18 protein-coding genes and 1 pseudogene are annotated in these 18384 nt (G+C 33.9%); 2 read left to right on the forward strand and 17 right to left on the reverse strand.

The features are described 5' to 3' along the window. Positions 1-2 precede the first annotated feature (2 nt). The 3 genes from GJV85_RS09220 to GJV85_RS09230 are packed head-to-tail and all read right to left on the reverse strand — an operon-like array spanning position 3 to position 2339. Positions 3-1283 carry a tetratricopeptide repeat protein gene (locus GJV85_RS09220; RefSeq protein ID WP_207561092.1) on the reverse strand — a complete coding sequence of 427 codons (1281 nt, stop codon included), beginning with the start codon at positions 1281-1283 and terminating at the stop codon, positions 3-5. After that, positions 1276-1656 carry a YkgJ family cysteine cluster protein gene (locus tag GJV85_RS09225; protein ID WP_207561093.1) on the reverse strand — a complete coding sequence of 127 codons (381 nt, stop codon included), beginning with the start codon at positions 1654-1656 and terminating at the stop codon, positions 1276-1278. The genes GJV85_RS09220 and GJV85_RS09225 overlap by 8 nt, the downstream gene beginning before the upstream one ends. Further along, positions 1644-2339 (reverse strand): tRNA1(Val) (adenine(37)-N6)-methyltransferase, encoded by a 696-nt coding sequence (locus tag GJV85_RS09230; RefSeq protein ID WP_207561094.1) that lies wholly within the window; start codon positions 2337-2339, stop codon positions 1644-1646. Before GJV85_RS09230 ends, GJV85_RS09225 begins: the two co-directional genes overlap by 13 nt. A 67-nt stretch (positions 2340-2406) precedes the next feature. Here GJV85_RS09230 and kdsB point away from each other — a divergent pair, with 67 nt between their 5' ends. Next, positions 2407-3123 (forward strand): 3-deoxy-manno-octulosonate cytidylyltransferase, encoded by a 717-nt coding sequence (kdsB, locus tag GJV85_RS09235; protein ID WP_207561095.1) that lies wholly within the window; start codon positions 2407-2409, stop codon positions 3121-3123. Between the two features lie 186 nt (positions 3124-3309). On the opposite strand, the gene GJV85_RS09240 is transcribed toward kdsB, so the two are convergent. Together GJV85_RS09240 and GJV85_RS09245 are read right to left on the reverse strand one after the other, a co-directional pair. Beyond that, on the reverse strand, positions 3310-4212 hold the full coding sequence (locus GJV85_RS09240; RefSeq protein WP_207561096.1) for a hypothetical protein: 903 nt from the start codon (positions 4210-4212) through the stop codon (positions 3310-3312). 12 nt (positions 4213-4224) lie between these two features. Next, positions 4225-7797: an Lcl domain-containing protein gene (locus tag GJV85_RS09245; RefSeq protein ID WP_207561097.1), complete on the reverse strand. Its 3573-nt coding sequence runs from the start codon at positions 7795-7797 to the stop codon at positions 4225-4227. Between the two features lie 496 nt (positions 7798-8293). Here GJV85_RS09245 and GJV85_RS13705 point away from each other — a divergent pair. Beyond that, positions 8294-8470: pseudogene (locus GJV85_RS13705) on the forward strand (3-deoxy-manno-octulosonate cytidylyltransferase); the annotation flags it as partial. 17 nt (positions 8471-8487) lie between these two features. Here the strand turns inward: GJV85_RS13705 and GJV85_RS09250 are convergent. Genes GJV85_RS09250 through GJV85_RS09305 form a run of 12 tightly spaced genes read right to left on the reverse strand, consistent with a single transcriptional unit; the run spans position 8488 to position 18367 of the window. Further along, positions 8488-8694 (reverse strand): hypothetical protein, encoded by a 207-nt coding sequence (locus tag GJV85_RS09250; protein ID WP_207561098.1) that lies wholly within the window; start codon positions 8692-8694, stop codon positions 8488-8490. A 23-nt stretch (positions 8695-8717) separates the two neighbouring features. Then, a complete protein-coding gene (locus GJV85_RS09255) occupies positions 8718-9458 on the reverse strand; it encodes a ParA family protein (protein WP_207561099.1) in 741 nt (246 codons plus the stop codon). Continuing rightward, positions 9439-9708: a hypothetical protein gene (locus GJV85_RS09260; protein WP_207561100.1), complete on the reverse strand. Its 270-nt coding sequence runs from the start codon at positions 9706-9708 to the stop codon at positions 9439-9441. Before GJV85_RS09260 ends, GJV85_RS09255 begins: the two co-directional genes overlap by 20 nt. Positions 9709-9719: 11 nt before the next feature. Next, a complete protein-coding gene (locus GJV85_RS09265; RefSeq protein ID WP_207561101.1) occupies positions 9720-10481 on the reverse strand; it encodes a chemotaxis protein CheW in 762 nt (253 codons plus the stop codon). Positions 10482-10493: 12 nt separating this feature from the next. Further along, positions 10494-13286: a chemotaxis protein CheA gene (locus GJV85_RS09270; RefSeq protein WP_207561102.1), complete on the reverse strand. Its 2793-nt coding sequence runs from the start codon at positions 13284-13286 to the stop codon at positions 10494-10496. Between the two features lie 9 nt (positions 13287-13295). Continuing rightward, the gene (locus GJV85_RS09275) at positions 13296-13661 is read right to left on the reverse strand and encodes a response regulator (RefSeq protein ID WP_207561103.1); all 366 of its coding nucleotides are present in this window, start codon (positions 13659-13661) and stop codon (positions 13296-13298) included. 9 nt (positions 13662-13670) lie between these two features. Beyond that, positions 13671-14063, reverse strand: coding sequence for a hypothetical protein (locus GJV85_RS09280; RefSeq protein WP_207561104.1), 393 nt, complete (start codon positions 14061-14063; stop codon positions 13671-13673). A 10-nt stretch (positions 14064-14073) separates the two neighbouring features. After that, entirely contained in the window at positions 14074-14448 is a 375-nt protein-coding gene (locus GJV85_RS09285; protein WP_207561105.1) for a response regulator, read from the reverse strand. 10 nt (positions 14449-14458) lie between these two features. Continuing rightward, positions 14459-15289 carry a CheR family methyltransferase gene (locus GJV85_RS09290; RefSeq protein ID WP_207561106.1) on the reverse strand — a complete coding sequence of 277 codons (831 nt, stop codon included), beginning with the start codon at positions 15287-15289 and terminating at the stop codon, positions 14459-14461. A 3-nt stretch (positions 15290-15292) separates the two neighbouring features. Further along, the gene (locus GJV85_RS09295; RefSeq protein WP_207561107.1) at positions 15293-15916 is read right to left on the reverse strand and encodes a HEAT repeat domain-containing protein; all 624 of its coding nucleotides are present in this window, start codon (positions 15914-15916) and stop codon (positions 15293-15295) included. 10 nt (positions 15917-15926) lie between these two features. Continuing rightward, on the reverse strand, positions 15927-17003 hold the full coding sequence (cheB, locus tag GJV85_RS09300) for a chemotaxis-specific protein-glutamate methyltransferase CheB (RefSeq protein WP_207561108.1): 1077 nt from the start codon (positions 17001-17003) through the stop codon (positions 15927-15929). Continuing rightward, the gene (locus tag GJV85_RS09305) at positions 17003-18367 is read right to left on the reverse strand and encodes a chemotaxis protein CheW (RefSeq protein WP_207561109.1); all 1365 of its coding nucleotides are present in this window, start codon (positions 18365-18367) and stop codon (positions 17003-17005) included. The genes cheB and GJV85_RS09305 overlap by 1 nt, the downstream gene beginning before the upstream one ends. Positions 18368-18384: the final 17 nt, after the last annotated feature.

Genomic DNA, 18384 nt, shown 5'->3' on the forward strand with positions numbered 1-18384 from the left:
TGTTACTTTTTACCCTTTTTATTTTTTAAACACTTATTTATACTTTTAATATGTGAAAGAACTTCAGGGTCGTCTCCACCCTCAAGTTTTACCACTCTATCCATAATACTTTTAGCTTTAGAACACTCACCAAGCTTGTAATAGCCCCAAGCTTTTGAATCAAGATAAAATGATGAATTAGGCTGAATCAAAAGCACTTCGTCAATATACGTCATACCTTTTTTTATATCTATTTCATGATCAATGAGTATATATCCTAAATAGTTCATATAAAGAGGTCTCTTATCCTCTTTTGTTACTTTTTCAAGCTTTCTAACTACACTGTTTAGTAACTCTTTAGAGTTTTTATCTTCTGCTTGTTCATACTCATATATAGCATTTTGACCCAAATAGTCTATCTCTGATGTTCTTTCATAAAGTTCATATGACAATGGACTTGCTTTTTTATAGTTTTTTGAAGATGCATAAAGCTGTAAAAGGACTTCATCATCACTTTTAGATTTTTCTAAAAAACTCATCAGACTTAGATAATCCTGCTTATAAGAGTAAATCTGAATTATTTTTTTTGCAATCTCTTCATCTTTATCTAATTCAAAAAGTCTCAAGTATGTAGAGAGTAGTCCCTCAAGGTTATTATCATTACTATAAAATGCAGCTAATCTCGCACATATCATTTTAGAACAAGAGTGCATTCTCATATGTGTTTCTAAATGTGCTATTGCCTCTTTTTTTCTATTGAGGTTTACATAAAGTATAATAGACATCTTATCAAGTATCTTTTCATTATACTCTTTAGTATATGCACCCTCAAGATAACGCACGGCCAAATCAAACTCTTGGCGTTTAATCAACACATCACTTGTAAGTAGGTAATCTCTTGCCTCTTGAGTTCTTGCAGATAACTTTATAGCTAACTTACTTGCCTCATCTAGTCTATTTAACTCAAAGAGAGCTACAATTTTTATACGTATAAGGTTAATATCTTGGGGGATTTCTAAAAGTAACTTATCCACTCTTGTCAATAACTTCTTTGGATGTTTTGAAAGTAAGTCATTCTCTAAAGATCTATAAAGATACTCACTGCGATTAGAATTTTTATAAAGATATTCAAAAAGTTCCGAAGCTGAAGGATAATCTTTAATCTGCTCAGCACGTAGGGCAAAAAGGATGTACGCATCTTCTTTCTCAAAAGTTTTTTGATTGCTCTTAATGACACTAGGTTGCGTTTGTGAACAAGAGATAAGCAGCAGTGACAGCGACACAAGTAACAAATATTTAAACATCTACTATCCCTGGGCATTCTTCTTTTAACTCATCCACTCGTGTTTTATAATAATCCCAAAATGGAAACGTTATACACTGAGATGGACGTGATTCATATATCTTACACCCGTTTGTGTTTCTATCATAAAAAACACATTCGTGTGAACCTTCATGTTGTACTTCTTTTATGGAGTACTTATAATCTTTTTTAAAGAGATATTTTACTCCAAAATCATTAACGCTAAGATTTAAAAGTTTGGCTATAGAAATAATTTCATTTTTACTTACATAGATATAGCCACTCTCTCCTGTACAGCATCTTCCAGCACAAGTACTACAAGCTGAAGGTTTAAATCCATAAGGATAGCCCTCTTTTTTAGTTATATCTGACATTTTATACTCTGTGTTTTTGCTTTATCATAAATCTCTTGCGCCTCTTTTGAATACTCATTTTCATCCATATGAATGAGAGGAGGATGTACTTTCATCATTGATTTTGAGCCATTTCTTGCATGAACAAGTACTAATGAAGCGGTCCTGTCAACTTTTGAATGGACAAACCGTACATCGCAAATACGCATCTTTACACTCTGTAACTCAGTGCAAACATCAAAAAATTGAGTTGCGTCATAACAAAATATAAAATGTGAGTTTGGCTTTAGTAAACGCGAGACCTTTTTAAAGAAGTCCGCCATAGGGAGATTATCATTGTACCTTGCGTTTAGTAACATTTCATCTTCACTTTTTTTTGCTCCCATTGGATAAAAAGGAGGGTTAGAGATTATATAATCATACTTATACTCACTATTTAGCTCTAGGAACTCTTGTTCATGAAGAGTGTACTCTATCTTGTTAACTCTTGCATTTATCTTTGTATATTCCATGAAAGCTTTTTGCTTTTCTACTCCCTCTAGAGAGACTCTAGGATTATCACGAGCGACCAAGAGACCCACTATTCCACAACCACTTCCAACATCAAGCATTTTCCCTTTAGGCTTAAACGTATTAATAAAGTTGTAAAGAAAAATTGAGTCGCTGTTATAGCAATAACCTGACTCAGGCTGGTAAAGAAGCATATGTGGCCTTAACTTATTTCATAATTTGTTTAGATATAATTTTGTAATTATATCAAAGAGGCATTAAATGATTATTATCCCAGCTCGATTAGCGTCAACTAGATTTCCACAAAAGGTAATAGCCGATATTGGTGGCTTACCAATGGTCGTAAGAACGGCGCAAAGAGTCGCTCATATTGATAGAGTGGTAGTAGCAGCCGATGATGAAGCGATTATTAAGATTTGCAAAGAGTATGGAGTAGAAGCGATGCTCACTTCTACTACACATAAGAGTGGAACAGATAGAATCCATGAGTGTGCAACTCTTTTAAACGTAGATGAAGATGAAATCATCATCAATGTTCAAGCAGATGAGCCATTTATCGAGCCTGACGTTGTTGAATCACTTATGAGTAAGCTCAAAACTCTTCAAGATGAAAAAGCGGATTTTATTATGGGAAGTTGTTATAACGCTATAAACGCAGAAGCTGCACAAGATCCTAACCTTGTAAAAGTCGTATTAGACGAGAAAGAAAACGCCATATACTTTTCACGTTCTGCAATTCCTTACAACCAAGGTGGCGGTGCTAAATATTTTGGGCATATTGGAATATATGGCTTTTCAAAAAAAAGTTTAAAAGAGTTTTGTTCTTTAAATGATGCACCTATAGAAGACATTGAAAAACTAGAGCAACTCCGTGCTATTTATCATCAAAAGAAAATCGCTATGGTAAAAGTGGCTTCTACAGGATTCGGGATAGATACGAAAGAGGATTTAGCTAGAGCCATTGAGATATTTCTCTAACCTTCAGCCCTACTCATAGAGTTATAAAGCTTGTTTGTTCACTTTTCAGACTTACAGCCAAAAGAGCAAAAGGTACAGTTCTAAATAAATTCTTTTCTTAAATTAGACTCTGAGTATATATGTAACACCTAGCAATAGATACCTCAGCATGCGACATGACTTATATTAAATTTTTGAGGGCTACCTCTAAAACCTACCCTCAAACCCTATCAGCCATGCATTATTATCTAAACTTGTAGTTGTACTACTTCCTACATCTAAACTTGACATGCTCTGTATACGGTAACCTATACTTGGGCTTAGTTCTGATGAGAAAGAGTCTATGTTAAATGATAACTTTATATCATTTGTAGTTGTAGTCTCTTGCACTTCTATAGTATCAGTTGTAAAGTCATCTAGTGTACTGTTTAGTACCGCTAAGTCATACTTCATTGGAAGGTATGAGTAGTTACTGTTAAAGTGTAAAGTCATCAAAGATGATACTTTATACTTTAATGCAAGGTTTAGCTCGTATGAGAGGTCTTGAGATGTACTTGAGCTACTTGTACCATTTGTAGTTACAAGCGGTTGAAATACTGTAGTCTGTTTTACAGAAAGATTACTATATGGTGATACTAAAGCACCTAGTCTTACAAGTAAGTCTTTAGTTTGGTAAGAGATGTCAGCTTTGATATTTGGTTTTATAACGTCTATCTCTATAGAGTTATCAGCCGCTACTATGTCAGCTGCTTGCTCAAAGTAACCAAACTCTTGTTTGTTGATAGTGATACTCTCCACTTCACCACCTAAGGCATAAGTCATCGAGTTAAACTTAAGCTCATAAGTTAAGAGATTTAGCTTCATAGTTCTTTGATCTACTGTAGTACCAATTCTACTATTCGCTATAGAAGATAGAGGTGCTACTTCGTAAAAGTTAGAGCTAGAGTAACCAAGTGCTGAGAACAGAGAATCACCCCAGTATATAGGAATGAAAAGATCTGGATTAGTGTTTCCATTATCATCCGTGCTTAGGTTTATCTGTGTACGGTCTGTGCTATCAGCTAGTAGTAGTGTGCTAAGTAGTGCAGTTGTTAGTAGTAATTTTTTCATTTTTATTTTCCTTTATTTGTACATTTGTATATTGATTATTTGTAAGCCAGAACCTTCATCTGCAACATAAGCAAAGTTACCTGAGATGTCAACTTTACTTGCAGAGCCAGGTGTATCCACGGTGGCAGTGAGAGTTGGAGAACTAGGAATTGATATATCTATTATTTGTAATCCTGAACTACCATCAGCAACATAAGCATAATTTCCTGAAATAGTTACTCCCTCTGCACTACCTGAAGTATCTACTGTTGCCGTCAGAGTTGGAGAGCTTGGATTTGATATATCGATGATTTGTAATCCTGAAGTGTAATCAGCAACATAAGCATAATTTCCTGAAATAGTAATTCCATATGCATACCCTGAAGTATCTAGAGTAGCAGTTAGAGTTGGAGAACTTGGATCTGATATATCTATAATATGTAATCCAGAATCTCCGTCAGCTACATAAGCATAATTCCCTGAAATAGTTACTCCCAATGCAGTACCTGATGTATCTAAAGTAGCAGTTAGAGTTGGAGAATTTGGATTTGATATATCGATGATTTGTAATCCAGAATTTCCATCTGCAACATAAGCATAACCTCCTGAAATAGCTACTCCATATGCACTACCTGAAGTATCTAGAGTAGCAGTCAATGTTGGAGATTTTGGATTTGAAATATCTATTATCTTCAATCCTGCAGCGGTATCAGCAGCATAAGCATAACTTCCTGAAATAGCTATACTTCTTGCATGACCAATATCTATGTTAGCAGTTAGAGTTGGAGAACTTGGATCTGATATATTTATAATTTGTAAACCATAATATCCGTTATCAGCAGCATAAGCATAACTTCCTGAAATAGCTACACATTTTAGTGTAGCACTATAGTTACTAATAACCTGTGCAGTATTTGGATAATCTAAAATATTAATATCCCAACTTACATCTGAATCAAGCTTATATCCCGTAGCACTTTCTACATCCTTACTAAGAGTAATAGTATGAGTTCCAGCACTAAGGTTTGCATCTGGATCAAATATAATTGTCTTAGTAGTTCCATCATAAGACACACTTCCAGATACTGAAGATGAACCATTAGTTAAAGTAACAGTACTATTTGTAATGGTTGAGGCATTCATCTCTGTAGTCATAGGTATAGAGATATTAAAGTCTACATAAGCGTTAGCGACCATATTGGCTACTGCTGGTTTATCAACTATCTTATAAAAATCTATATCCTTCTGGGCTAGATAAGCGACTGATTCACCTCCATATAGAGCTAACTTCGTTGCGTTACCTTCATTATTGTCAGGTTCATTCGCTGTAACATTAGTAAACCCATTCATTTTAGTCGTATCCGGTACCACTCCACTAGATATCATATATACATCTTCATCAGTGATATTTGGTGTAGAGATTACTACATCATACTCATCAGTTTGAACTAAAGGCACTCTTACAAAGTTGTTGTAGCTTGAATTACTAAATGAGACATTGATAAGGTTTCTACCTGGTGTCACTAAAAAGCCATTAAGTGTTTTAGTATTTGAGTTAAAGTAGAGATTGTGATGAGGATACTTACTGACTTTTATTGAAGCATAGTCATTCCAAGTTAAAGCATTGAAGTTATCATTTATAGTGATATTTATCTTGAAGTCTTTATCCTCTGTAGGACGAGTAAATGAGAAACTTGCATCGTATGATTTACACTCGCCTGATGCGAAGGGAACTGCCGAGTTGTCATAGTTAGTGCTAAATGTTCTATTGATGTCAGTGGAATTAGAGTCAAGTGCTATGTTAAAAGAGACACCTGAGATATCAGCTGTACCAATATTACAGATTTTTAATGTTTTAATATAAGAGATACTTGTTTCACCATCGTTATAGCCGAAGTATCTCCAGTCATTTCCACTTTCCATGTATGACTTAAAGTTGTATGCTTTATCGGTTACGGTTAGGATTCCCATATCTGTCTCTTCACCTATAACACTTACATTAAATGTGGCATTGTTGTCATTTTGAATTAAGGTTACTTCCGTATCGCCCGTAGGCATGGTAAGGTTACTCTCTCTAGGAATGACTAATCTACCATTTGTATTAGTTGGATCTTTAACATAAAGCGTCTCATTTGTTGTAGTAGTAGCAGGTGTTATTGTACCGACAAGATTATCATCAGTCGTTGGAACCACACTTACTTTTCTCTCTTCATTTTGTAAATGGTTCCTTAAAATCATCTCGAGACTCCCTATGCCAGTAAATGACGATGCTAAACGCGATGGAGCAGCACTTGTAGCTGTTGTAAGAGTAGCTATCTCACCATTTAGTTTTACATCTGGTACTCCTGCACGGATAAGGTGGCGAGTAACATCATTTGAATTTACTACTTTGATGTGATTTGTATCAATAATCTCTATAGATTTAAAAAATGTTGCCTTATTTATAACTACTGTAGACGCATCGTCTACATACGCCCACAGTCCATGTAAATTAGGGTTATTGGCAAAGTACCCACCTCTGATACATCTAGGAGCCAAGTTACCAAATAAATTAGTTGAATTTATATATATAGAGTTTGTCCAGTATTCTTGATAATAGAATAGTGAATCATCAGGTTTAGAACTAGTAATATCAGTATTTGGAAGGTACCAATCATTTTTTTCATCATATAGTAAATTTTCACAGTATTCATTTGCTTTGTCTATTGTTGGTGCTAGTTCTTTATCTACATTGTCATAGCTATCTTGCCATTCGATGCTATATATATCATCCACAACTACTCTATCTTTTTGAGTACCTCTTACACATAGATATGAATTATATTGAGTTTTTTCTCTATTCTCAACATAAAATGTAATCTCTGTTGGACTATTCCAATTTATAGTAAAAGTAGATTGGTGAGTATCATCATATTGAGTACTAGACCAGAATATCTTGTGATAGTCATCAAGTGTATCTTTAGGATATATATCGTAAAACTTTCTTTGTAAAGTATAAGCCTCACCGATAGATGGAAGTCTCCAATCATCTTGAGTATTTTTAACTAAACCGTTACATGTTTCTACTGCATCATCTAGTTGAACACTATTATCAAATGTTGGTAACATCATCCATTCAAGGCCTGATTCAGTGTCACTGAATGATTCAGCTGTTTTATTAGCTCCAGCATATGTTCCACGAACACAATAGGTAGACTGTTTTTCAGTTTTTAAAAAGCTTCCATCTTTTGCTGATTCACCTGTTCCACCCCAAAGAGCTCTTACTGAAGAACTACTGATTTCGAATGAAGACCAATAGATACCAGATCTAAATGGATCAAAGTTCTCATAGTCTGCATAGAGGCTCTCTAGGGAAGGGAGTCTCCAGTCTGTTTTACCAGCCCATGATAAATCTTCACAGTAGTCAACTGACTCTTGCCAAGTTCCACTGTATGCAGAAGAAGCATGTTGCCACTCAAGTGTAGTTGTTGGTGATAGATAAGTCTTATCACTACCTCCATCTGTAGTAGTAGAAGTACCACTATCACCCCCTCCACCACCACAGCCAGTAAAAGCTAGGGTGGTTGTTAGTATCAAAGTAAATACTTTTAATATTAAATATTTCATTGTTTATTCCTTGTTATAAATTTAACTAAATAAAACTATTTTATATAAAATTATATAATAATATTTATAAAGAAATTATTAATACTACTGATCTTCCAACCTTTTAACATCAGAATTTACATAGTTAAATTGCAAGTCCAGGCGATGTGCATAATGGCATTTGGTGCGAGTAGAGGTCAAAGAAGATAACAGTAGCCATTCTTCTCTCTGAAACCTGCATTCCTACCTATACTTAAAAAGTCAATTGTCTTCGTGCATCACTTTTGCTAGATTATCACTGTTTACTACTCTGTTTCATTGTGTATTACCTTTCAAAAAGCTACAGTATAGGCACAGCTGCAATAAAAAACAAGGTCTATCTTAGCAATTCTTAAGCAAAAAGCACTGACTGAAATCTCTGTAATTTTATAAGTTTTTATAATGTAAATATTAGAAATGCATTCTGCTAATCACATGTATTTTAATTATAAAAGATGAAATTAAAAGTGCTTATTACAGGGGTTTAAAAGAGTTTTGTTCTTTAAATGATGCACCTATAGAAGACATTGAAAAACTAGAGCAACTTCGTGCTATTTATCATCAAAAAAGAATCGCTATGGTAAAAGTGGCTTCTACAGGATTCGGGATAGATACAAAAGAGGATTTAGCTAGAGCCATTGAGATATTTCTCTAACCTTACTATTCTTACTCTTATCTTCTTGGTTTAATATATATATTAAAATCTCCAAACTGTTCACTCATGGAGAAGTCGTGTTTTTGACAAAAATTCGACTTCATAGTTTGCATAAGTTTGTTAGCCTCTTCCTTAGCTTCTTCTTTAGTAGTGAATTCTTGAGACTCTACAAATCCATTTCTAATAAAGCAACTACATGGATTCGAAACATTTACTTTATACATTGCCTACTCCTTTTAAATAAGAACTATAATCTCTCAATGAGCTCTTTAACGCACTGCTTATAATCTTTCATTCCTTTTGAGCGCTTAGGGTCTAATATAATTGGCGAACCAAGTTCAAACTGCTGGGCAAGTTTTATATCAACTCCAATTGGAGAGAGAAGTTTCTCTTTTCCAAATGACGTTTTGACCTTTTCTAGCGACTCTTTATGCTCATTTATATGAGGATTAAACATAACAGGTAGTATAGACACGTCCGCCATATCTCTTTCCAATGTTTTTGAGCTTTGATAAATTGCTCGCAACATCTGTCCAACAGCCACTACACCCAAGTGATGTGGTACAAAGGGTATAACGACGCTATCTGCAACTTCTAATGAATTTTTTAAAAGGGCGTCAAAAGTGGGTGGAGTATCTATAACGCAATAATCAAAAAACTCCGCTATCTTCTCGCGTTTAAAACGGCTTTTGAGGACTCCTCTTAAATCAGAGTACTCATACACGTCAAAAAATGCCAATGCGGGAGAGAGTGTCAAATTTTCATGAACCGTAGGAATAAACGTTTCACTCAGAGTGGAGCCACTAAAAATAGAGTGCACTCCTATCTTTTCATCAGGCTCACACCCAACACCAATAGAGGCATGTCCCTGTGTATCGAGATCTAAAAGTAATACCGAGCCGTATTTTGCAAGACCACTTGCTATATTGACTGCAGTTGTTGTTTTAGCCGATCCACCTTTTCTGTTACTAATTACAATGGTTTTCACTAGTGTCAAACCCTTTTAATACTATTTCAAAAATTTTTTTTGTATCACTAAATTCATATATACAGCTATAGTTTTTTTTATAAGCCATAATTAACTGCAGTATTGCGAGATGAATATCATCACACTCTTTAAAGTCAAAAGTCAACTCTTGTGAAGCCTTTTCTTGTAAAAAGTCTCTAAGTTGAATTACTTCATCTTCATATATTACAGAGTTAAAAGTAGCACTATTATTTTCATATGTAATTGCCATTTTTCTATCCTTTAGCTTGGTATTTTTACTGTTTTAATCACATTTATTAAAACACCTTTTAAATCTAAAACACTATCTAATTCTAAAAAGTCGTGTTTATCACTATCATTAGTATCTATAAACTCACTCTCCTCTACATGCGCAATATCTTCTATAGTATCTACTTTAATAGCAAATGTAGCTCCATTATTATCATAAATGATAAATTTTTGTAGAGAATCAGAAACTAAATCTAGCTCTTGCGTAAATGTATCAAGTGAGCCCATTGTTACTTTAAAAATATTTAATACGTTTTTATTAAATATTTTTAATGCTTCTTCCTTATCTTTTTCATAAGTTTCAAGTGCAACTGAACCCATCAAATGTAGTTCCTTATGAGATTCAGTCAACTCATTTAAAATTTCAACTACTTGCTCATCATATGCAGTAAATGAATCTAACCACTTTCCAAGACCACAAGCATGAGGGTCTAATGCCTGAGTAAAAGCAATCCCACTTTGAAGGGACTCCCTTAATGATTCAACCCACTCCTTATGTCCTCTTTTAAGAGTAATAAAAAGCTCTTTTAAATCACTCTCATAAGTATCTAATGATATCAGCTTACGAAAATTCAAAACTTTTATAACGCTTTTTTCATAAGACATCATGCCATCAATATAAGGATGTGAATTTGGTATTGGTGTTAGCCTAGTTGCTTGAACTATGCGTTGAACATTTGCTATATTCATCGCATATCTATTGTTGCTTACATTAAATACTATCAAATCAACCATGATTATTTGCTCCTATGCAACTTGGATATCTTCTTTTAATTTTTGAGATATTCCTAAAAGCCCTAATGGATCTATAGCCATGATAATCTGTCCATTTCCAAGAAGAGCGGTACCACTAAAGAGAGGGTGCCCTTCCATAATGCCAACAAGTGGTTTTTGTACAACGTCAAGTTGACCTAAGAACTCATTTACTACAACTGCGAGTAAGTTATTTTTAATGTTTAAGACAACAATAGAGAGTGGCTTATCTTCCATTTCATCTTCATTTAACATAGATTTTATAAAAAGAAGAGGAATAACATCACCCCTAATATAAACAAATGGCTCATTATGCAAGTACTCTATCTCTGAACGCTCTAGCTTAACAGTTTCAGATACGCTGTCCATTGGAATGCCATAGTGAATGCTATTCATCTCAATATGTAATAAAGAGGTAACAGCCAAAGACATAGGAATAGCAAGAGTTATTACTGTGCCTTCATTTGCTTTTGTTGTAATACCAATGCTACCTCCAAATCCTTCTATAGATTTTTTAACTACATCCATACCAACACCACGACCACTAAACTCAGTGATAGAATCAGATGTTGAAAGTCCTGGTAAAAGGACTAACTCTGACATCTCTTTTTCACTTAGTGCATCAATTTGTTCTGATGTCATTAAACCTTTTTCTAAGACTTTAAATGCTACTTTTTCTACATTTATACCTGCACCATCATCAATTATTTCAATAATAATTCTATCTGATTGAGCATAAGCGTTTAAGCTAACAGAGCCCACAGGGTCCTTACCTTTTTGCTCACGAACATCTGGCATCTCAACCCCATGGTCTAAAGAGTTCCTCATAATGTGGATTAATGGATCAGCAAGCATCTCTATCATGTTTTTATCTAACTTTGTCTCACCACCATTCATCTCTAACTTGACTTTTTTACCAAGTGTTTTTGCTATGTCGCGGACAAGTTTTGGATATCTATCAAACACATAAGAGATTGGGAGCATTCTCATACCCATAATCAGGTCTTGAAGTTGTTCTGATAAGCGGTTAATAAAGATGTACTTATCCATAATCTCGCGTTTAATTACCTCGTGAGTCATTGCAGCGACATTATCGGCTAAATATGGGAGTGAATTTTTGGCAACAAGTAATTCTCCAACTACATTCATAAGACTATCTATAGACTCTTGGTCAATCTTAACAGTTTTACCAACGACAGACTTCTGCTTTTCTACTAACTCATCTTCTATTTTGAGGCTTTTAGATTTAACAATCTCTGGAGTATTCACAACTTCTACTATTGGTTCTTTCTCTATGACTCCAGTCTCTTCTAAAGGGTCAATTTCTGGCTCAATCTCAACTTCATCTATTTCTTCTTTGAAGACTTCTTTTAGCTCTTGAACTTCTGGTGCTTCATCTGTTAAACCTAAAGAGAGTTGTAAAAATGAAACTATTTCATCTTGAGTTTCTAAATGCGGCATCTCTGGAATGAATTTTCTCAGTCTCTCTAAAGTAGTCGATACTCTCAATAGATCTTCTTGGGATTCAATATGCTCAACTGCTTTATATTGTTGTTCTAAAATAGTCTGCACCGTTGTACGGATTTCATCGTTCATGATTATAGAAGGGGATTCATCTACAGGCTCAGTAATAGTAACTTCACTTTCTGACTCTATCTCTTTTTCTTCTTCTATCTCCACTGTCGCATCAAATGACACTTCATCTTCTGTAGAAATATCTTGGCTATATGCTTGACCCATATAGAGTGTTTGAAAAAATGTTTTTAGTTTTGGAGTATCTGATTCATCCATTAAGCCAACAATATCTAAAAATCTTTCAAGCTTAGCGTACTGAATTGTATCTACTCCAACAAGCTCCATAGAGTTTTTTACTTCATTTGCAATTGTTAAGAGATCAGAATTCTCAGTAACACTTGATAACTCTTTAAGAGAATCAATCTGAAGTCCAGTATCACCTTCTTGCGTAGCTAGTAGTGTACTAATGTCTAATGGTAAAAACTCTAGTTCATCTATAAAGTTAAACAATGAGTCTTCAATATCTTCATAAGAAGCATATATAAATGCAATTATTGATGTCTTTAGAAGTAAGCCCTCTTCATCTTCTGTTCCACTTAGGACTGATTTTGCGTTTTCGTCGCTCATGCAAGAGAAAACTCCAAAAACTTTATCTCCAAGTAAACTCAGAGTATAGATAGGATCATTTCCATAAACCATACATGAGTCATCTACATCAAATAGTACTGCATAAAAATTACTATTTGAGCAGAACTCTTCATTGAGCTCAGAATTTTTAAATGGAACTTTAATAGAGTTAACTCCACGAAGTGTTTTCATTGGAACATTAAGTATAGACTCTAAATTTGAGACTAACTTAAATGGTAACTCCCAATTAGTTGCTGATTTTATCTCTTTACCCATTTGTGCACTCAAAGAACTAACTATTCTTTGAATTATTTCTTCATTAGCATCTACTATTTCACTTGTCTCTTCAGCCGCTTCAACAAGGTTTACAACTTCATCAAAAGCATCATATAGTGCTTCTACCATAGACTCTTTAAACTCTATCTTACCTCCTCTAAGCATATCTAAAAGATCTTCAGCATGATGTGTAATGTTTTTTATAGACTCAAAACCAACTATCCCACTTCCACCTTTTAATGTATGTGCCGCACGAAACACGGAGTTAAGAAGTTCTGGATCATCACCACCAATCTCACCAATATTTTGATCTATAAAGGCTAAATTCTCTCTAGCTTCACTTAAAAACTGTTCTAATAATGGATCCATAATTTCTCCTTAACTCTTAATTAAAATATCAACATATGCTTGAAGCTGGTCTGGTTTAATAGGCTTAGTTTCAAAAAGGTTAGCACCAACTTTATAAGCATTAATTTTATCTTCTTCTTTTGCTTGCGTTGTAACCATAATTATCGGTACAGTTTTGTTACTTTCTTGCTTTCTTAAATCTTTTATAAAAGAATACCCATCCATAATTGGCATATTGACATCAACAAGGTATAGATCTATTTTAGTGCCTAAACTCTTCTCTAAAGCTTCCATACCATTTTCAGCTTCTACTATCTCTAGACCCATGGCTTTTAATATTGAACCGTGGTAATTTCTTACCGTTTTTGAATCATCTACGACCATGACTGTTGCCATTGTATTCTCCTAAAAAAATTCTATTTCATCATCTGAACTGTCTTGTGAAAACTTTCCAGAGAATCTGTTATTTTTATCTTTTGCTTTTTCCAAGGTATCTGTTAATTTTTCCTGTAACTTTACCATGCTCTGCTCAGTTAAACTTTCATCACTCTCATAAGAAGTAGTAAACCTATTCATACTACTTTTCATACTATCAATAGCTTCTATTGTAGCACTAAGTTGTTGGGTAATAATATCTTGATATTGAAATGCACTAGATAGCTTATCATCAATCTCAAGACTATTTTCTTCCATAAATGTGCTCATATTCATTAAAGAATCATTGGATAACTTTATAACATTCTCTTCTACACTTTTTATATGTGTTAAAAGTTCATCTACACACTTAAGAATTACCATCTCCATTCTCTTAAGCCGGTAATCTTAAAACTCTAGTTATTGCTTGTTTTAACTGTGCAGGATTAAATGGCTTAACGATCCAACCTGTAAGACCTAATGCTTTACCTTGCTGCTTAAGCTCAGGCTTTGTTTCAGTCGTGAGCATAAGAGTAGGCGTTCTTTTTGTTGAGGGTACGCCTCGCAGTCCTTCTAAAAATTCAAAACCATTCATACCCGGCATATTTAGATCTGTAATAATTAAATCAGGTATCATTCCCGCTTTTATTTCCGCTAATGCAACCTCTGCCTGTGTGTACTGCTTCACTTCTATTGGCATAGAATTTGTAACCATTCTAGTTGAAGCTAGAGCTGTTTCACTATCATCTACAAATATTACTAATGGCATTCTTATTCTCCTATTTTTGATAAATTAAAGTATTTTCTATTTTTTTTGCATTAAAAACTGATACTATGCGACTCATATATTCAGCATGTCCTAAAAGGACATAACCATCAGGGTTCAACATATCATAAAAGGTCATCGCGACCTCTTTTCTTGAAGCATCATCAAAATATATCAACATATTTCTTGAAAAAATAACATCAAATTTTCCAAGTTTTCTCATCTGTACCTTATCAAATACATTTGCTACTTGAAAATCTACTGAATCTAAAAGATCATCCCTTAAACTATAGTCTAAACCTTTTTTAACAAACCACTTTCCTAATATATTCTTTGGTATAGCATGGATAGCACGCTCGCTATATTTAGCATCTTTTGCTTTTTTGATAACAGTAGAATCAATATCTATACCTACTACCTCAATATCACGCTTTTGGACTATATTTCTCTCTTCTAAAATATGTAAAACTATAGAGTAAGGCTCTTCCCCAGTTGAACAGGGAGCTGATAAAATCCTTATGGGTCTATCTGATTTGATACTAGCATGAAGTTCAGCCAAGATATTATTTGCAAGTACTTCAAACTGATCTTTCTCTCTAAAGAAATATGTTTCATTTACTGTAACTGCATTCATAAGCTCTTGAAACTCTAAACCACTCTTATCATCAAAACGCAGCTTAAAAAAATATTTTCTAAATGTATCAAATTCAAGTTTACTTGAACGCTGCTCTACATATTTGGCAAGTTTTTCATAGTGCTTATCTTCTTCAAGATGAATTCCACTTTTTCTATATATAAACTCTCCAATTTTTACAAAATTTTCTGTTGATAATAGATAGCCCATATCTTATCCCTTAATCATCTTCACAGCACCATCTACTGCAAATTGAACATAAAACTCACCAGCGAAACGCTCTTTTAAAGACTCTAAAAGAGGAATATCTTCTTCCTCTCCAATTTCAGCCATATAATCAACTGCTGTCATAGCTACGTTAATCTCTTGTTCGGTCTCTAAAAGTTCCACAAGCATATCACGAGATTCAGAAAAATTCACATCACCGAGAACATTAATGGCAAAAATTCTTAAGTCTTTATCATCACCAATAAGAAACTTAATAATATAGTACCTTATAGAGTCACCAAAATCTCTTAACATTGAAATTCCAAGATTTCGTACATATGCATTCTCTAAACGCAAAAGATCCATAATTTTCTCTATTGGTGCCTCATTGGAGTCCATATTCGAAATTACTGATGCAACCTTTGTAGAGAGCTTTTTATCTGCATCTTCATTGTTTATATACTCGATTAAATATTCTCCTCCACCATGAAACTTTATAATTTCTTCTATAACATACACTTTTTCATCAAAGTCAGTGCTCGTTTCAAAAAAATATTTTGCATCTTCAATGTTTGTAAAAGTTGGTAACTCTTTTATCTCTTGTTCAACATGTTTTTTAATTAAAGCCATTCTCTTTCCCCTACCTTAGAGTCACAATTTTTTTTAAAATAGCAAGAAAATCAAGTTGCTCAAGTACCCCGCCCCTCTCATATGCTTCTTTTGGCATACCATAGATAGTTGCACTATTTTCACTTTCACCTATTGTGTATGCTCCAGCTTTTTTAAGTTCTACCATCGCATCTGCACCATCATCACCAATACCTGTTAATATAACGCCAACGATCTTCTTTGCATCAAATATTTTTAACGAACTATGCATCATCGCATTTACACTAGGTTGAAAAAAGCTACTACCCTTGTTTTTATCTTCATAAATTACTATTTTTCCTGATACTTTTTTTCTAAAGGTTAAATGAACACCTCCACGAGCTACATAAATATTTCCAGGTACTACTTCCATACCATTTTGAGTCTCATAAACAGGCAGAGGGCTTGCTCTATCTAAACGCTCTGCAAATGCTTTTGAGAAGTGTTCTGGCATATGTTGCACTATGCAGATTGGATATTTATAACTTGATGGAACATGTGTACATATCTGCTCAATCAGACCCGGTCCTCCAGTAGAAGAACCAATTAAAACGATTTTTTCAATCTCTTTTGTTGAAGAAACTGGGGCTTCTTTTCTTAATTCTGATTCTTTTCTAGTAACAAGTCTTCTTCTTTCTCGAGTTGCTGGTCTAAGTAAGTTTCTTTTTAATCTTCTAATCGAAATTTTACTTAACAGCTGAACTTTTTCAAGTATCTCTTCACGATTTTCATTTTTTCCAACATTCATTGTACCTGGTTTAGCAATATAATCAATGGCACCAAGCTCTAATGCTTCCATGGTAGTTGGGGCATCCTCTTTTGTTAGAGAACTTACCATTAATATAGGAGTAGCTTGTTTCTGCATAATCTGACGAGTTGCTTCTAATCCATCCATTATGGGCATATTTATGTCCATGGTTATGATATCGTATTGAAAAGATGTTGCCTTCTCAACTGCTTCGTGGCCATTTTTAGCAAAATCAATATTAAAATCTAAAGTTGATATAATCTCTTTGAGTTGTTTTCTTACAAGTGCAGAGTCGTCAACTATTAATATGTTTTTACTCATTAATACTTTCCTTGAAGAATTTTTTCTACATCCATAGAGAGGACTAATCTCTTTCCATTATCTAGGTGGAGTATATTGTCAAAATAGTTATCGGCTTCTTCTTTAATCTCATCCTCTTTTACACTCAAGATATCACTTACACTATCGACAACAAATCCTATTCTAGTATCATCTATATTACATATAATAATTTTAGAGTCCTCAGTAACTGATCTCGTAATATGCAACTTATCAAAAAGAGAGACTATAGTAACTATTTGACCTCTGATATTTATTATTCCATCAATAAATTTATCCGTAAAAGCTATCTTAGTTGAAGGAATCATATCGATAATTTCATCTACATATTCAATATTAAAAGCATACTCTTTAGAAGCAAGTCTAAATACGATAACCTCCATCGCATAGACTTGAGAATTCTCTTGAAGAGTACTCTTATCTTTAGATTCAATATATGCATCATTCTCTTTAAGTATCTGCTGTATAACTTCATGATTAAAAAATGAAATCAATGACTCATTCTCATGAATAACACCTGCTATCTTGCGGATTTGCGACTTCTCATTATGAAAGTACTCTATATCCTTTTTATTATAATTTTTAATATCTATAATAGAATCAATATAGAGTGCAATTTTTTTATCGCCGCAAGAGACCACTAAAATTCTATTTGTGTCACTATGCTTTGCTTCAAATCCATAATAGACTCTCAAATCTATAACCATTAAGAGTTCGTCTCTTAATGTTATAAGACCAAGTACCTCACTAGACGTTCCAGCAATTTGAGTGTAGTCACACTCAGCAAGAATAATCTCTTGGAGATAATCAATATCTAGAGCATATTTCTCTCTTGACATAGAAAATATCAAAAATCTTTGAGAATCCTCTTCTTTAGCAATCTTATTTTTAATTTTTCCTGAGTGAATCTCTTTTGATCTTATATCAATCTTGTTTATCTTACTAAAAAGTCTACTTAAGGATAAAACTTGAACAAGAGTGTTTTTATATTTGTATATCCCAACTACAGGGTCATCTTTGTCATCTAAGTATTCAATCCTATCTTGTTGAACTTCTACAGTATTATATACAGTACTCACCAGAAGAGCATTAGAAGAGTACTCTTCATTCAAGCTAATAATTCTGCTTGAATTTGCTTCAATATCGACTTCACTTAAACCTAATAGTAAATTCATATCCACCATAGAAACAACGCTTCCACTCACTGAGCACAAACCTCTTACTCCAGATGGACGTAGGGGAAGAGGCATTAATGATGGGACTCTAGAAATCTGGTTTACCTCATCAATGGGTATACCATAACTCTCATGAGCATTCTTTACTATTAAAATCTCTTCAATTAGCATAGTTTACACCTACTTTT

It is taken from the genome of Sulfurimonas aquatica (assembly GCF_017357825.1).
Taxonomy (GTDB): domain Bacteria; phylum Campylobacterota; class Campylobacteria; order Campylobacterales; family Sulfurimonadaceae; genus Sulfurimonas; species Sulfurimonas aquatica.

Bases quoted from the DNA above. Each gene is read 5' to 3' on its own strand.
- GJV85_RS09220 (WP_207561092.1), bottom strand. From the start codon at position 1,283: ATGTTTAAATATTTGTTACTTGTGTCGCTGTCACTGCTGCTTATCTCT.
- GJV85_RS09225 (WP_207561093.1), bottom strand. From the start codon at position 1,656: ATGTCAGATATAACTAAAAAAGAGGGCTATCCTTATGGATTTAAACCT.
- GJV85_RS09230 (WP_207561094.1), bottom strand. From the start codon at position 2,339: ATGCTTCTTTACCAGCCTGAGTCAGGTTATTGCTATAACAGCGACTCA.
- kdsB (WP_207561095.1), top strand. From the start codon at position 2,407: ATGATTATTATCCCAGCTCGATTAGCGTCAACTAGATTTCCACAAAAG.
- GJV85_RS09240 (WP_207561096.1), bottom strand. From the start codon at position 4,212: ATGAAAAAATTACTACTAACAACTGCACTACTTAGCACACTACTACTA.
- GJV85_RS09245 (WP_207561097.1), bottom strand. From the start codon at position 7,797: ATGAAATATTTAATATTAAAAGTATTTACTTTGATACTAACAACCACC.
- GJV85_RS09250 (WP_207561098.1), bottom strand. From the start codon at position 8,694: ATGTATAAAGTAAATGTTTCGAATCCATGTAGTTGCTTTATTAGAAAT.
- GJV85_RS09260 (WP_207561100.1), bottom strand. From the start codon at position 9,708: ATGGCAATTACATATGAAAATAATAGTGCTACTTTTAACTCTGTAATA.
- GJV85_RS09265 (WP_207561101.1), bottom strand. From the start codon at position 10,481: ATGGTTGATTTGATAGTATTTAATGTAAGCAACAATAGATATGCGATG.
- GJV85_RS09270 (WP_207561102.1), bottom strand. From the start codon at position 13,286: ATGGATCCATTATTAGAACAGTTTTTAAGTGAAGCTAGAGAGAATTTA.
- GJV85_RS09275 (WP_207561103.1), bottom strand. From the start codon at position 13,661: ATGGCAACAGTCATGGTCGTAGATGATTCAAAAACGGTAAGAAATTAC.
- GJV85_RS09280 (WP_207561104.1), bottom strand. From the start codon at position 14,063: ATGGTAATTCTTAAGTGTGTAGATGAACTTTTAACACATATAAAAAGT.
- GJV85_RS09285 (WP_207561105.1), bottom strand. From the start codon at position 14,448: ATGCCATTAGTAATATTTGTAGATGATAGTGAAACAGCTCTAGCTTCA.
- GJV85_RS09290 (WP_207561106.1), bottom strand. From the start codon at position 15,289: ATGGGCTATCTATTATCAACAGAAAATTTTGTAAAAATTGGAGAGTTT.
- GJV85_RS09295 (WP_207561107.1), bottom strand. From the start codon at position 15,916: ATGGCTTTAATTAAAAAACATGTTGAACAAGAGATAAAAGAGTTACCA.
- cheB (WP_207561108.1), bottom strand. From the start codon at position 17,003: ATGAGTAAAAACATATTAATAGTTGACGACTCTGCACTTGTAAGAAAA.
- GJV85_RS09305 (WP_207561109.1), bottom strand. From the start codon at position 18,367: ATGCTAATTGAAGAGATTTTAATAGTAAAGAATGCTCATGAGAGTTAT.